This is a genomic window from Tardiphaga robiniae (assembly GCF_013359755.1).
Taxonomy (GTDB): Bacteria; Pseudomonadota; Alphaproteobacteria; order Rhizobiales; family Xanthobacteraceae; genus Tardiphaga; species Tardiphaga robiniae.
The window spans coordinates 169,462-184,333 of record NZ_JABMCJ010000091.1 but is presented as its reverse complement, the minus strand read 5'-3'; the positions used below and the strand labels follow the sequence as shown (position 1 = coordinate 184,333).

Genomic DNA, 14,872 nt, shown 5'->3' with positions numbered 1-14,872 from the left:
GAGCGTTCGTCGAGGCAAAGTGCAAGCAACCGAAAAAACACCGCAGGCGGAACGTCGGGCACTTGCTCGGCGCCTCCGAAAGTCCTGATGCACTCTAACCCTGCGGAAGACCGCATCGCATCAGGCCCAAGGGTGCAACGGGCACCCGGCGTTCCGCACGCCCTCTCACAGGGGGCCGGGAATGCAGGAGACGACGGCGCCCCCGCGCTGCAAATAACAGGGGTGATGACGCATGTCTGAAGGGTAGTGGCTGTTTGAAATTTGAATCTGATGAAGCCCTGGACAGGGCGCCAGCGCTTAAACGCAGCGCTATTGCGCCCTACTCCCTCAAAGGCCGGTAAACCCGGCCTTCACCGGATCGTTGCTGCCATCGAGCTCACGCAAATAGGTCAAGCCGAACACCGTCAGCCGGTGCGGATCCTTCTCGCCACCGTCGAACAGCGACTGCACATAGTCGGTCACCTTGGTGCGGGCTTCGTCCGACGCCGCCTGGGTGCGGCTCATCATCAGGTCATAGGTGTGCATGATGCGGTCGATGGCAATCTGCATGTCGTCATTTTCCCCGTTGGACATCAGAAAACCGGCTACGCGGCTTCAGCCCGTGCAGCCTGGAATTGCGCGATCGCTCTGTTCGCAAGGCGAAGCTTGTTGTCTTCGCCGCGATGAAACATCCGGACGATGATTTCGAGCAGCCGATCGTTGGTGAGATAAGTATCGGGGATCGCGCCGGACTTGCGCAGGTAGTTCGCAGCGATGGCATAGGCGTCGCCCACCGCCTCGACATTCATCACTTTCAGACCGCGTTCGACCAGCATGACTTGATCCCTTCTGACGAAGCGATAAGCCGCGAGAATGGAACCGGTTCCATCGACATGGAAGAAAGTTGTGAGACTGCTACTGAGCGATCTAGGCGAATCGAGAGCTTAGCCAAGCAATAGTCACGCAAGACGATTGCCGGACAGATCGAATTTTAGGCCTTCTGGCATATTCACGCCGACCAATTTAAACGGTTCGGGTGTGACCCACGACCTTTCCAACATGGCGCGAACTTTAAAAGCCAAGCTTATCGTCTGCTTTATTTCGTCGTCAGAAAAGGCTCGGCTGTTGTTTTCGTAAAGGCCGTATTCTCTCAAGTCTTTAAGGATATTAGACCGCACAAAGTGCAGCAATAAATGAGCCGCCGCTATATCGGGGCAGGACCTCTGATCCTTTTGCTCTTCATCGCTCAGGCTATGAGGTTGCGTACGCGCAATCCAAGATGCGATGTCTTCTGTGCTATTGCTCGGGAATTCATCCGCGTAGCGCTTTGCCATCGTTCGGACGAAGAATGAGCCGAATGCGTAGTTCATTATATGGCCAGCAAGGGCATCCTGACGCTTTGCATGTGCATTCGTCTTGCCGCCAAAGATGCCCATATGCACCTCTGCATCGGGATACGAGACTTTTGTCAGAACTTCGACAAATTCGCCCATTTGCTCAAGCGCAACTACTATCAATGTGGCAGCGGAACGCGCCCTATCCTGCGCGTGCAAATAGGCGGCATCGGAGACGAGCCGTTCGGCGTTAGCGAGATAATCCTTTGGTGTCGCCACTGCTCTCTCAGAGAGTTTGCTCCAACTTGCCTACAGCAAGCTTACGTGTTGGGCAGCACGATTGCAATTTCTGAGACTTAAAATTCAAGTTGGTCGGCGGCAATTCCACTCCTGCTTGGCACGAGTGATGAATCGCTCACGCCGCCTTCACGCTTTCCCTTGGTTTATTTGACAGCCACGAACACACTGCAGCCGGAATTGCGCCGATCAGACCGAGTGCCACGAGTTGCTTGCTGGAGCCGAGAAGCAAGGCCATCACCAACACCGATAGACCGTAGGCAAGAAGTGTCGTCGTCATGACCGCAGGCATGGATGTTCTGGCAATCAGCCAGTCCAGCAAGGCGACCAGGAGCCCCGGCACAATAAAGACGAGATACATGAACACCGGCCCTGTACCGCTATCCACCGCTGCGCCGGTCAGGACGTACGTCACTGCGTAGAACGCGACAGTCGCAACGGCAGGAAAGAGGAGCAGAAAGATCAACAAGCGCTTCATGAAATCATCTCCAATATCTCTGTGTCTGTCTTGGAGGTGTTTTCGTTCAGCAAGCGTGGGATGGGCGTAACGCCAAAGAAAAAGGCGCCCTGCGAGGGCGCCTTGATCAATTTCAGTGTCGCATGCGTCTTGCGCGCATTTCGATGTGCTTTCGGAGGGCAATCCGTCGGCAGTGGTTTCGGCGACTTGGAGGTCGAAATTCTCAGAGGCGATACAGGATCTGGTCGGTCCAGAAGCGCTCGAGGCGGTGCAGCGACTTGTTGAGGGTCGCGAATTCCTCGTTGGAGATGCCACCGACCTGCTCGACCGTCTTGACGTGCTTCTGATACAGCGCGTCGACGATGTGGCGGATTTCCTGGCCCTGCGCCGTCAGACGAATGCGAACCGAGCGACGATCGACGCGCGAGCGCTGATGATCGAGGAAGCCGAGTTCGACAAGCTTCTTCAGGTTGTACGACACGTTGGATCCGAGATAGTAACCGCGGGTGCGCAGCTCGCCGGCGGTCAATTCCTTGTCGCCGATATTGTAGAGCAGCAGTGCCTGGACCGAATTGATATCAGCGCGGCCGCGGCGATCGAATTCATCCTTGATGACATCGAGCAGGCGGCGATGCAGACGCTCCACCAACGTCAAGGCTTCCAGATAAAGCGGCTGAACCGGCGCCTGGCCCGGAACGAGATCGACGCTTTCCACCGTCGCAACGGTCTTCATCATGACACTACCCCTGTTGTCGTTTTTATCGACTTATTCGACGAAACTTGTGTCCCGTCTGATAGGGCCAACTTAAGGGGGAGCGTTTGAAGAACCGCTTAAATAAGACAATAAAGAGATCATGAATTTGAGACAGTGAATCTGAGATTAAGCCGGTGAAACAAGGGGTTTTCGCAAGGTTTGATTCACGCTGCAGAGCCCATGTTCCAGCTTTGTCCGCCCGATCTGTCGCATAGCGGAACAGCTTGCCTAAAATTCGAAACACTCGCGTAAGGTTCGTAACCGGGGCGTTAGGGTGACCGAAGTCTTACCGCCAACGCCCCGAAAATTAATTCGACAATTTTACGCAACTCCGCGCGTTCTTCCGTCCCAATAGGGCGCGCGCAATGCCTTGCGATCGATCTTGCCGAGCCCCGTCACGGGGATCTCACTGACGAAATCGATGGTTTTCGGCGACCACGGCGCGCCGCGCTTGTCTTTCACATGCGCCTGCAGTTCCTCGACCGAATTATTCGCGCCGGCTTTGAGCACGACAAAGGCTTTTACAGCCTCGCCCCACTTCGCATCGGGAATTCCGATCACGGCAGCGGACGCCACCGCATGATGCGCCATCAAGGCATCCTCGACTTCACGCGGATAGATGTTGAAGCCGCCGGAGATGATCATGTCCTTGGTGCGGTCGACGATATAGAAGAAGCCGTCGCTGTCCTTCACGGCGACATCGCCGGTGTGCAGCCAGCCGCCGCGGAACGCATCTTCGGTGGCATCCGGGCGTTTCCAGTAGCCATCCATCACCAGCGAGCCGCGCACGCAGATCTCGCCGGGTTCCCCTGTCGCCACTTCACGCATCTCGGCGTCGAACAGTTTGACCTCGACCATCGGATTGGCGCGGCCGCAGGAGCCGAGACGGCCCGGCTTGCTGTCGTCGTGATCGATCTTGCGCATGGTGGTGATGATCTGCGGCGCTTCGGTCTGGCCGTAGAGCTGCACGAACACATTGCCGAAGATGCCTACGCCCTCGCGCAGCCGGTCCGGCGACATCGGCGCCGCGCCGTAGACGATCATCTGCAATGACGACATGTCGTATTTGGCGCGCAGATCCGGCGCGTCGATCAGCGCATAGATCAGCGTCGGCACCAGGAAGGTCGCGGTAATCTTCTCCTCATGCACCACGCGGCAATAGGTTTCCGCATCGAAACCCTGCACCAGCCGTGCGAAACCGCCGCGCAGCATCACCGGAAACAGCGTGATGCCGGCGGCGTGGCTGATCGGCGTCGCCGCGAGATAGCGGATATCGGCCGGCCAGTCCCAGTCCGCGTAGATCGCCAGCGACATCGCCACCAGCACGCGATGCGGCAGCATCACGCCCTTGGAACGGCCCGTGGTGCCACCGGTATAAGCCAGCCAGCAGATATCGCCGGTGCTGCTCTCGTCCACCAGCGGCGCCGGCGTCGCATTGGGCAGTTCGGCCAGCAGATCGCGCGCGCCATCGAGCGCGCCGAAGGACAGCAAGTGTTTCAGGCCCGACACGCGCCCGCGCAGCGCGAGGCCGCGCGCGGCGAACTTGCCGCTTTCCACGATCAGCGCGGAGATCTCGGCGTCCTCGAGAATGAAGGCGTGATCGTCCTCGGCGGCCATCGGATGCAGCGGCGTGTAGCGCAGGCCCATCACGGCGGCGGCGGAAATCGCGGCCCAGCTCTCGGCGCGGTTGCCGGAGAGAATGGACAGCGCATCGCCTTTCTTCAGGCCAAGGCTGCGGAACAGGCTGATGAAACGCGCGACCACGTCGCCGAAGTCGCGGTAGCTCCAGCGGACATGGCCGTCCGCGAGCGCGGGCTGGTCGCCATAGCGGGCGATCGCGCTGACGATGAGGCTGCCGGCGGTGCCGCCGGAATAAAGCTGGTTCAACATAACCTCCCTGAATGCAGGGCCTTCTGCGAGGCCTCTGCTTGACGTCCTGAGCCTATGGCGGCCGCTCGCGCGCCGCCATCCATGCCAGCGCAAGGTAGCCTGCGAGAAACGCAGCCTGGATGCCGACGATCAGGAGATTGCCGCCATAGATGGTCGGAAACATCAGCTCGATCACCGCCATGGACACCACGGTCGTCAGCCAGACGACGGCGCCCCACGGTGTCGCGAGCCAGAGGCCGACGGCGCTGACCAGCTCGATGACGGCGAAATAGACCGTGGCGGTCTGCCAGCCCATGGTCTGGACCTCGAAGGCGTCATCCTCGGTGCCGACAAAGCCGGTGACCTGCGCCCAGTGATAAAGGCCCTGCATCATCGAGACGACGGCCATCACGCGCAGGAACAGGACCAGGCGCCGGGTCCAGATGTTCTCGTCGGATTCGATGCGTCCGGACGAGATCGCCGCAACCGACATGGCATGGTCCCGCGACGTGGGGTCTCTCGACCCAAGGTCGCGCGGCATCTGCTCAGACATGCGAATGCGATCTCACGGGTGGGAACTGGACGTTTGGGCGATGGTTTGAGCGATTCATGGGGGCTTTTTGTGAGCCTTTGGGCCTGCAAAATCAATGACCCAGCCCGTCACGTCACGCGCGCATGACGTGCATGATCGCGGTGACGCCGGGACATCAAGGTGCTAGACTTAGAACAGGTCGAATTTAAGGGGCTTTCGACCTCACGAAGGCCCGCGGGAGAGACGGTATTATGGCAATCAAGTTCGGGCGCCCCATCGAATTGCGCGATCACGCCCCCCGCCCGGTCGCTTATGACGCCCCCTCCCTCGGCCTGACCACCCGCCCCCGCCGTAACCGCAAGTCCGAATGGGCCCGCCGGCTGGTGCGCGAGAACGTGCTGACCACCGACGACCTGATCTGGCCGCTTTTCGTGATCGACGGCGACAACCAGCGCGCGGCCATTGCCTCGATGCCCGGCGTGGAGCGCCTTAGCGTCGATCAGGCGGTGCGCGACGCCGAGCGCGCCATGAAGCTGGATATCCCCTGCATCGCGCTGTTCCCCTATACCGACCCGTCGCTGCGCGACGAGATGGGCACCGAGGCCTGCAATGCCAACAATCTGGTTTGCCAGTCCGTGCGCGCCATCAAGAAGGAATTCCCGGATCTCGGCGTGCTCTGCGACGTCGCACTCGATCCGTTCACCAGCCACGGCCATGACGGGTTGATCCAGAACGGCAAGATCCTCAACGACGAGACCGTCGCCGTGCTGGTCCAGCAGGCGCTGGTCCAGGCCGAAGCCGGCTGCGATATCATTGCGCCATCGGACATGATGGACGGCCGTGTCGGTGCGATCCGCGAGGCGCTGGATGACGCCGGATTCCTAGACGTGCAAATCATGGCCTATGCCGCGAAATACGCCTCGGCCTTCTATGGCCCGTTCCGCGACGCCATCGGCTCGGCCAAGACGCTGACCGGCGACAAGCGTACCTATCAGATGGACAGCGCCAATTCCGACGAGGCGCTGCGCGAGGTCGAACTCGATCTGGCCGAAGGCGCAGACATGGTCATGGTCAAGCCGGGCATGCCCTATCTGGATATTGTGCGCCGCGTGAAGGACACGTTCGCGGTTCCGACCTTCGCCTATCAGGTGTCCGGCGAATACGCGATGATCATGGCCGCCGCGAATAACGGCTGGATCGATGGCGACCGCGCCATCATGGAAAGCCTGCTCGGCTTCAAGCGCGCAGGCGCCGATGGCGTGCTGACCTATTTCGCGCCGCATGCCGCGGAACGCATCAAGGCTGCGCGCTGAGCGCATCCGCGCTCAAGCCTCGCCTGATTTACGTCATGGACAGTCTGTAACGATTCCGCGCACTTGTTGCGCGGTCTGGTGATATCCATGTGATGGACCGTGAGGATGCAAACGGAGGGATACGTCATGTCTGATACCGGCCCGAATGCTGGCGGCCCCAACAACGGAAGCTGGCAGGGCGACACCTGGCGCAGTGCCGGTACCCCGCCCCGCGCCCATGCCTTTGACCCCTATGCGCAGCCCGACTTGTTCCGTGGCGTGCTGATGCGCCGCATTGTCGCCTTCCTGATCGATCTCGTGGTGCTGTCGATTCCGATCGTACTCGCCGTCATCTTCATCGCGGTATTCGGCGTCGTCACCCTCGGCCTCGGCTGGGCGCTGTTCTGGCTGATCTCGCCGGCGACCGTGATCTGGCCGGTCGTGTATTACGGCATGTCGCTGGGCGGCCCGCATTCGGCCACCGTTGGCATGCGAATGATGGATCTGCAGATGCGCACTTTCTCGGGCACTCCCGGCTACTTCGTGCTCGGCGCGGCGCATGCGGTGCTGTTCTGGGCCTCGGTGTCGCTACTCACGCCGCTGGTGCTAGTGGTCGGCCTGCTCAATGGCCGCCGTCAGTTGCTGCATGACCTCGTGCTGGGAACCGTGGTGGTGAATAATTCCGTGGTCCGCGCCGCTTACGCCCAGCCGCCCGGCCGCGCCTACTAACAGCCGCGATTGACGCCAACTTGGCCGGGCAAAGCGATTGACCGTTTGCCCGGCCGGCGCGATGCTACGCCAAACTGCTTCGGAGACCGACGGCAACCCGTGACCCAGCACTCCCGCGACACTCCGCAATTCTACCTCACGGCGCCGTCGCCCTGCCCCTACCTGCCGGGCCGGCACGAACGGAAAGTTTTCACCCATCTGGTCGGCGACAAGGCCGGCGATCTCAACGACCTCCTTACCCATGGCGGCTTCCGGCGCAGCCAGTCGATTGCCTATCGCCCGGCCTGCGACCAGTGCCGCGCCTGCGTCTCCGTCCGGGTCATCGCCAATGAATTCAAGCCGTCGCGCAACTTCCGCAAGATCCAGGCACGCAATGCCGACGTGATCGGCGAGCAGCGCAGCGCGGTGCCGACCTCCGAACAGTATTCGGTGTTCCGCGCCTATCTCGACCAGCGCCATCGCCATGGCGGCATGGCCGACATGACCGTGCTCGACTACGCCATGATGGTGGAAGACAGCCACGTCGAAACCCGCATCATCGAATATCGCCGCCGCGGCCCTGATACAGGCATCACCGGACGCGGCGAAGATCTGCTCGCGGTCGCGCTGACCGACGTGCTCAGCGACGGGCTGTCGATGGTGTACTCGTTCTTCGAGCCCGGCGAGGAAAGCCGCTCGCTCGGCACCTTCATGATCCTCGACCACATCGCCCGCGCCAGGCGGCTCGGCCTGCCTTACGTCTATCTCGGCTACTGGATCGAAGGCTCCAAGAAGATGGACTACAAGGGCCGCTATCTGCCGCAGCAGCGGCTGGCGCCATCAGGATGGCTGCGCGTGGACGCGACAGGCGAGACGATGCCCGAGCCGCAGGATTAGCTGGTCCGGCTAACGATCCGTCTTCGGCATCATCCGCGACCGTCCTGGATTTCAGGTCTTCAGCCGAAAAAGGTGTCGTAAAGCAGCTTGCAGTTCAGGATCACGATGATGCCAGCGATGATCCATGCCACCGTGGCGACCGCCCGCGAAATTACGAAGTCACCCATCTTTCGCCGATCCGAGACAAACCGCACCAGCGGGATGATCGCAAATGGCAGTTGCATCGACAGGACGACCTGACTGAAGACGAGGAGTTGTCCGGGTGCCGCGTTCGCCATAGAGCGCGGTGACGACCACGACCGGGACGATCGCGATCCCGCGCGTCACCAGCCGGCGCGCCCAGTTCGGCAGACGCAGCCGGAGAAAGCCCTCCATCACGATCTGGCCGGCCAGCTTTGCCGTCACCGTCGAGTTGAGACCGGATGCGAGCAACGCGATCGCGAAAAGCGTCGATGCGATACCGAGACCTAGCAACGGCGACAACAGCTCGTAAGCCTGACCGATCTCGGCCACATCGGCATGACCTGACGTATGGAAGGACACCGCGGCATCGACGGAGTGCCGTCTGCAATCGTCGAAACTGGTCGATCCGATCGTCACGCGCCACATTGCTCTGGCGATGTCGCGTCATGGAAGCCTGACGCTGGCATGTCGGACTGTCATGGAGCTCATGCGGGAGATCGCGAAATCCAGCGCTGCAGGACTACGCCGCGCGTAGTCGAGGCCCGATCAGCGGCATCGGTGATCCCGGTCGCGCATGCGGCTGGCAGGGCCGCAGCCATGGCTTGCTCTTCCGGCGCCACAAGCCCATTGTTACCAGGGATCCAGGGCCTGTTCGACGAGGTCCAGGATTAGATCGTGCCATCGCGGCTTCCGCGAGGTCTTGATCCATGAACTGCTCGTGTTGCGGTTTCGAGGTTCAGAGCGGCTTTGCGTTCTGCCCAAAATGCGGCGCGAAGCAGCCGGACCCATGCCTTAGTTGCGGCTACGCGTGCGCACCGGATTTTGCGTATTGCCCAAAATGCGGCGCCCGCGTCAATCACGCCCCCAAGGCCGGCAACCAGCGGGAGCCGTCATCGCCAACAATTCCGGCGACGGTCACGACTGGCGCCCGTTCACCGGCGCTGATGCTTGTCGAGCCCGAGCGCGCACCCCGGCGGACGCTCCATAAGGTCGACGGCGAAGCTAACCGCCGCACCATCACGGTGCTGTTTGCCGACCTCAGCGGCTTCACCACGATGAGCGAACGGCTCGACCCGGAAGTCGTGCAGGCGTTTCAGAACGAATTATTCGAGGAACTGACCGCAGCGGTGCAAAATTTCGGCGGTTTCGTAGACAAATTCATTGGCGATGCGCTACTCGCTCTGTTTGGTGCGCCGGCCGCGCACGAGGACGATCCTGAGCGGGCACTCCGCGCGGCCCTCGACATGATCAAGCGGACGGCGTGCTTGAGCGAACGTTCGAAGATATCCGCCGGATCGCCGCTCATGCTTCATATCGGAATCAACACCGGGCACGTGGTTGCGGGTGGATTGGGCGCAGGCGTTGCCAAGTCCTATTCTGTGACCGGCGACACGGTGAATACCGCTCAACGCTTGCAGTCGATGGCCCCCCCGGGCGACGTGCTGGTGGGACCGCTGACCTACCGCCTCACCCGGCATGCATTCTCGTATGAATCTCTCGGCGACGTTGCGCTGCGCGGCAAGGCAGGCAGCGTCCTGGTCCATCGTCTGAGGGGCCCGCTCGAGACACCGCGTGCGGCACGCGGACTCGAGATACTGGGCCTGAGCGCGCCGCTGATCGGGCGCGACGCGGAGATGGCCCGTATGATGGGGTGCCTTGACCTGGCGTGTAACGGAGCTGCCCAGCTGATGCGGCTGGTTGGCGAAGCCGGCATCGGAAAATCGCGCCTGGTGGATGAATTCGCTACCCGCGCTCGCGATGAAGATCGCTTCGCAGGCGTGGCGATCCGGCGGGCCGCTTGCTCGCCGCTGGGCGAGCAATCCTACGGTACTCTTGCCGCAGTGCTGCGTAGCGCCTACGGCATCGCGCACAAGGCTTCGGCGGCAGAGGCGCAAGCCAAGCTAGCCGAAGCGTTGTCGGGGCTGGGCATGGCGACCGAAGAGGTCGAGCGGCTGATGCCCCTCTATTTCTATGTTCTTGGTCTCGGCGACCCCGACGACGCCCTGCAGCACGTTGAACCGGAACAGCTTCGACGGCAGATTTTTTTCGCGATCCGCACCGTCTTCGAACGGCGTCTGGCCCTATCGCCCCTCCTGATCATTGTCGAGGACCTGCACTGGGCCGACGCCGTATCGCTTGAGGCGCTGCGGTTCGTAATGGATCGGCTGGAGCGCGGGCGGCTGATGCTATTGTTCACACACCGGCCGACACTTGAAATGGACCAGCTCGACTCAAGTCGAATTAGCCATACAACACTGCGGCTGGCACCCCTTGGCATCGCCGACGGACAAAAGCTGCTCGCGGCGTTCTTCGGTGACGGTTGGAATGGATCATCCGGCAATCTGTTCAATCGAATTCTTGAACGCGCGAGCGGGAATCCGCTGTTCGTTGAAGAAATCATACGCGGTCTCATCGAAGCTGGCATTTTGGAACGTGACGGCTCGCATTGGCAGATCAAGTCAGATGAAGCAGCCGCTGACATCCCGGCGAGCATTCAGGCACTGCTGCTCGCGCGAGTGGACCGACTGCCACACGGCGTGCGCAGGTTGGCTCAGGAGGCAGCGGTCCTCGGGCCGCGCTTTGATGCGGCCCTTCTCGGTGCCACAGCGACCGACTCTGCGAAAGTAGAGGCAGGGCTTGAACTGCTATGCGACGCCGAGATCATCGAGGAGATCGCGGGCGCAAACTCGATTTCGCTGCAATCCTATCGTTTCACGCAAACCATGCTTCAGGATGTGATCTACCAAAACCTCCTTCTGCAACGGCGCATTGAGATGCATGGGCGGATCGGTGCTGCCCTGGAGCGGCTGTGCGGAGATGATCCGGAGCGGCTCGAAGACCTCTCCCTACTGGGACATCATTTCAGCCTCAGCGCGAGCAAGCCGAAGGGTGCACATTACCTAAGCGCGGCCGGCGATCGCGCACGCGCGATCTATGCCAACGACGACGCCATCCGCCTCTATCAGCAGGCCCTCGCCGTCTTGTTGACCGCTGGCGATCAAGGACCGGAACGGCTTGTGCTATACGAACGAATTGCCGACCTGTGTGGAGCGGCGGGCCGGCGTGACACGGCCGACGAACATTACCAGACGGTATTGGAGGCCCACCGCGCGGCCGGGGACCGCGCCGCCGGAGCGCGGATACTTCGCAAGCTTGGCCGTTTGATGTGGGACGCCGGCAAACGAAACGGGGCGGAGGCGCATTACGCCGAGGCGGCTGCGCTGCTCGAAGGAACGGACGCGCCGATCGAGTGGGCGCACCTGTTACAGGAGCGCGGCCACCTCGCGTTTCGCATCGGCGATCATGCTGCGGCCGCGAGATGGGCAGACGATGCGCTTGGCTACGCTCAATCCGTGCCGCCGGAGGTAGACAAGCAGGCCGGACTAGAGGCGGCTCGCGCCACCGCGGAGGCGCTCAATACCAAGGGGGTTGCATTGGCGCGGCTGGGCCGAAGCCAGGAGGCCGTTCGCGAGGTGGAGCGAAGCGTCGCAGTTGCCGAAGCCGCTGGCCTTCTCAGCGCAGCCTGCCGCGGCTACACCAATCTTGGCGTGCTCTACACGATGGTCGATCCGGCGCAAGCCATGGAAGTATGCCGGCGCGGTCTTGATGTCGCCCGCCGGATCGGCGATCTCGGTTTTCAGGCGCGTCTCCTTGTCAATCTCGCTGTCGCCTGTTGCACCTTCACGGACAGGTGTGCCGACGAAGGCGTGCCGGCGGCCGAAAAGGCGATCGAACTCGACCGCTCGCTTGATCAGCGCGAACATCTCGCTGTGCCATTGATTGTGCTCGGGCAAATTCATCAATGCCATGGCCAGCCGGAACTCGCCGCCCGCTGCTACAATGAAGCAATTGAGGTGGCGCAGGAAACGGGCGAGCCCCAGCAGCTCTTTCCATGCTATGATGGTCTCGCGACGCTGAACCTCGATCGAGGCGACATGCCTGAGGCCGAGCGGTATTTTGCTCTGGCGCACGATGTCTGCGCCCGGCACGGGCTTAATCCCGAAGCGCTGGTCGTACTGCCATTTCTTGATTAGCAAGTAGAGGAGGTTGACCATGTCTGAGCATCATGTCGATGGGTTACTCCACCCGGGCGACCGCGCTCCGAACATTGTGCTGGATGCGATCACACGTGACGGCAAGATCGCGCTTGATGACTTTCGCGGCCACAGCCCAGTACTGGTCGGCTTGTTTCGAGGTCTGCACTGCCCGTTCTGCCGGCGCCATCTCGCGGCCCAGGCGCAACTTGACCCGGCCCTGCGCGAGAAAGGCGTCGAGAGTCTCGTGGTGGTCAACACGCCTATCGAGCGTGCGCGGCTCTATTTCCGGTATCATCCCTTGCCCAATCTGCTCGCCGCGTCCGACCCCGAGCGCGTTTCGCACCGCGCGTTTGGCTTGCCCAATCTCGAGTTCACGGAGAGCGAAAGCGAGTGGCCGCACAAGATGGGGATGGACGCTGTTATGACCATGCGGATGGACATGCCGGGCGAACTGCCCGAGCCGATGAACCCGATGGCGGCGGCTGATCTTCTCAACACGAAGGACGGCTACGAAATGACCGAAGCCGACGAGCGCATGAAGGCAACTGGCCAGGGCCAACTCTTCGGCCAATTCCTACTTGATCGGGAGGGTATCGTGCGCTGGAGCTTTACCGAAGTTCCCGAGGGGGGCAATCGCATGTTCGGGGCTCCCACTCCGCGAGAGCTGATGTCAGCGGCTTCCGAGGTTGCAGGCTAAGGCATTTCGCTCAACGTCGCGCTGGAAGCCGATTCACTCAGTCTGCAAACGCATATTGTCGCCGAAGGAGGCATCTACGCTTTGCTGGGACCCTATGCTGTCGCCGCGGCATCGAAGGAGTGCCGCCTGCAATCGTCGAAACTGGTCGATCCGATCGTCACGCGCCACATTGCTCAGGCGATGTCGCGTCATGGAAGCCTGACGCTGGCATGCCGGACTGTCATGGAACTCACGCGGGAGATCGCGAAATCCAGCGCGGCAGGATTACGTCGCACATAGCCACAAAGGCCAGTCCCCTTCACCAAAGTCTGGTGGCATCATCTGCAGCTGCTTTAAATTTCAAGGCTTCAGCCGAAAAAGGTGTCGTAAAGCAGCTTGCAGTTCAGGATCACGATGATGCCGGCGATGATCCATGCTACCGTGGCGACCGACCGCGAAATTACGAAGTCACCCATCTTTCGCCGATCCGAGACAAACCGCACTAGCGGGATGATCGCAAATGGCAACTGCATCGACAGGATGACCTGACTGAAGACGAGGAGTTGTCCGGTGCCGCGTTCGCCATAGAGCGCGGTGACGACCACGACCGGGACAATGGCGATGCCGCGAGTCAGCAGCCGGCGCGCCCAGTTCGGCAGGCGCAGCCGGAGAAAGCCCTCCATCACGATCTGGCCGGCCAGCGTTGCCGTTACCGTCGAGTTGAGGCCGGATGCCAGCAGTGCGATCGCGAAAAGCGTCGATGCGATGCCGAGGCCTAGCAACGGCGACAACAACTCGTAAGCCTGACCGATCTCGGCCACATCGGCATGACCGCTGGTATGGAAGGACGCCGCCGCGACGATGAGGATCGCCGCATTGATGAACAGCGCCAGCATCAGCGCGATGGTGCTGTCCGCCGTCGCCCACTTGATCGCGTCGCGGCGGCCTGCATCGGTGCGCGGATAGTCACGGGTCTGCACGATCGATGAATGCAGATAGAGGTTATGCGGCATCACGGTTGCGCCGATAATGCCGATCGCAATGTAGAGCATTTCGGGATTGGTCACGATCGCGGTGGAGGGCAGGAAGCCGCTCAGCACTGCAGCCACGGGCGGCGCCGCGGCGACAATCTGAACCGTGAAACAGACCGCGATGACGATGAGCAGCGCGATCACGAAAGCTTCCAGAAAACGGAAACCCTTGTTCATCAGCAACAGCAACAAAAAGGCATCCAGCGCGGTGATGAGCGCGCCCCCGATCAGCGGAATGCCGAACAGCAGCTGCAGCGCAATCGCGGTACCGATCACTTCCGCCAGATCGCAGGCGATGATCGCCGTCTCGCAGGCCAGCCACAGCATGATGTTGACCGGCCGGGAAAAGCTGTCGCGGCAGGCCTGCGCCAGGTCGCGGTCGGTAACGATGCCGAGACGCGCGGCCAATGCCTGCAGCAGGATCGCCATCACGTTCGACAGCAGGATCACCGAGAGCAGCGTGTAGCCGAATTTCGAGCCACCTGCGAGATCGGTCGCCCAGTTGCCGGGGTCCATATAGCCGACCGAGACCATGTAACCCGGTCCCGCGAATGCCAGCAGCCGGCGAAACCAGTGGCCGCCGATCGGAACCGGGATCGACGAATTGACCTCCGAGAGGCTGCGCCGGAAATCCCCGCCAAGGCCGGAGCGCCAGCCGGCCGCGTCTGGAACGCTGCCAGGGATTGGAGACGTTGACGAATCGGGCGAGGTTTTCGGCGAAAGTGCATCCATCAGAGCTGCATAGAGCAATCCCTCCCTTGTTGCAACTCATTTGCAACTGCATCTAGCCGGTTGGTGGGCACTCCCTGTCACGGTGTGCGCTCAG

At 61.4% G+C, this 14,872-nt stretch carries 14 protein-coding genes and 1 pseudogene; 6 read left to right on the top strand and 9 right to left on the bottom strand.

Going from position 1 to position 14,872, the window contains the following annotated elements:
- Nucleotides 1-327 precede the first annotated feature (327 nt).
- The 7 genes from HP556_RS21945 to HP556_RS21915 form a co-directional block, all read right to left on the bottom strand.
- Entirely contained in the window at nucleotides 328-549 is a 222-nt protein-coding gene (locus HP556_RS21945) for a hypothetical protein (protein ID WP_068732570.1), read from the bottom strand.
- Nucleotides 550-584: 35 nt separating this feature from the next.
- The gene (locus tag HP556_RS21940; RefSeq protein ID WP_089263849.1) at nucleotides 585-815 is read right to left on the bottom strand and encodes a hypothetical protein; all 231 of its coding nucleotides are present in this window, start codon (nucleotides 813-815) and stop codon (nucleotides 585-587) included.
- Nucleotides 816-938: 123 nt separating this feature from the next.
- Nucleotides 939-1,592, bottom strand: a complete 654-nt coding sequence (locus HP556_RS21935) for a hypothetical protein (protein ID WP_175368519.1) — start codon at nucleotides 1,590-1,592, stop codon at nucleotides 939-941.
- A 136-nt stretch (nucleotides 1,593-1,728) separates the two neighbouring features.
- Nucleotides 1,729-2,088, bottom strand: coding sequence for a hypothetical protein (locus HP556_RS21930; protein WP_175368518.1), 360 nt, complete (start codon nucleotides 2,086-2,088; stop codon nucleotides 1,729-1,731).
- A 202-nt stretch (nucleotides 2,089-2,290) separates the two neighbouring features.
- Nucleotides 2,291-2,803: a transcriptional regulator LdtR gene (gene ldtR / locus HP556_RS21925; RefSeq protein ID WP_068732529.1), complete on the bottom strand. Its 513-nt coding sequence runs from the start codon at nucleotides 2,801-2,803 to the stop codon at nucleotides 2,291-2,293.
- Between the two features lie 339 nt (nucleotides 2,804-3,142).
- On the bottom strand, nucleotides 3,143-4,711 hold the full coding sequence (locus tag HP556_RS21920) for an AMP-binding protein (protein WP_246297847.1): 1,569 nt from the start codon (nucleotides 4,709-4,711) through the stop codon (nucleotides 3,143-3,145).
- Between the two features lie 52 nt (nucleotides 4,712-4,763).
- The gene (locus tag HP556_RS21915; protein ID WP_175368516.1) at nucleotides 4,764-5,243 is read right to left on the bottom strand and encodes a DUF6163 family protein; all 480 of its coding nucleotides are present in this window, start codon (nucleotides 5,241-5,243) and stop codon (nucleotides 4,764-4,766) included.
- A gap of 230 nt (nucleotides 5,244-5,473) precedes the next feature.
- On the opposite strand from HP556_RS21915, the gene hemB reads away from it, so the two are divergent.
- The 3 genes from hemB (at nucleotide 5,474) to HP556_RS21900 (ending at nucleotide 8,119) form a co-directional block, all read left to right on the top strand.
- Nucleotides 5,474-6,535, top strand: a complete 1,062-nt coding sequence (gene hemB / locus HP556_RS21910; protein WP_175368515.1) for a porphobilinogen synthase — start codon at nucleotides 5,474-5,476, stop codon at nucleotides 6,533-6,535.
- Nucleotides 6,536-6,661: 126 nt separating this feature from the next.
- Complete coding sequence (locus tag HP556_RS21905; protein ID WP_175368514.1) at nucleotides 6,662-7,243, top strand: RDD family protein; 582 nt, start codon at nucleotides 6,662-6,664, stop codon at nucleotides 7,241-7,243.
- A gap of 99 nt (nucleotides 7,244-7,342) precedes the next feature.
- The gene (locus tag HP556_RS21900; protein ID WP_089263842.1) at nucleotides 7,343-8,119 is read left to right on the top strand and encodes an arginyltransferase; all 777 of its coding nucleotides are present in this window, start codon (nucleotides 7,343-7,345) and stop codon (nucleotides 8,117-8,119) included.
- 59 nt (nucleotides 8,120-8,178) lie between these two features.
- Here the strand turns inward: HP556_RS21900 and HP556_RS21895 are convergent.
- Nucleotides 8,179-8,674: pseudogene (locus HP556_RS21895) on the bottom strand (divalent metal cation transporter); the annotation flags it as partial.
- Nucleotides 8,675-9,009: 335 nt separating this feature from the next.
- On the opposite strand from HP556_RS21895, the gene HP556_RS21890 reads away from it, so the two are divergent.
- The 3 genes from HP556_RS21890 (at nucleotide 9,010) to HP556_RS21880 (ending at nucleotide 13,315) form a co-directional block, all read left to right on the top strand.
- The gene (locus HP556_RS21890; protein WP_175368513.1) at nucleotides 9,010-12,336 is read left to right on the top strand and encodes an adenylate/guanylate cyclase domain-containing protein; all 3,327 of its coding nucleotides are present in this window, start codon (nucleotides 9,010-9,012) and stop codon (nucleotides 12,334-12,336) included.
- Between the two features lie 19 nt (nucleotides 12,337-12,355).
- Nucleotides 12,356-13,036 carry a peroxiredoxin-like family protein gene (locus tag HP556_RS21885; protein ID WP_175368512.1) on the top strand — a complete coding sequence of 227 codons (681 nt, stop codon included), beginning with the start codon at nucleotides 12,356-12,358 and terminating at the stop codon, nucleotides 13,034-13,036.
- Between the two features lie 81 nt (nucleotides 13,037-13,117).
- Entirely contained in the window at nucleotides 13,118-13,315 is a 198-nt protein-coding gene (locus tag HP556_RS21880) for a type 2 periplasmic-binding domain-containing protein (RefSeq protein ID WP_175368511.1), read from the top strand.
- A gap of 68 nt (nucleotides 13,316-13,383) precedes the next feature.
- On the opposite strand, the gene HP556_RS21875 is transcribed toward HP556_RS21880, so the two are convergent.
- On the bottom strand, nucleotides 13,384-14,778 hold the full coding sequence (locus HP556_RS21875; protein ID WP_175368510.1) for an Nramp family divalent metal transporter: 1,395 nt from the start codon (nucleotides 14,776-14,778) through the stop codon (nucleotides 13,384-13,386).
- Nucleotides 14,779-14,872 lie beyond the last annotated feature (94 nt).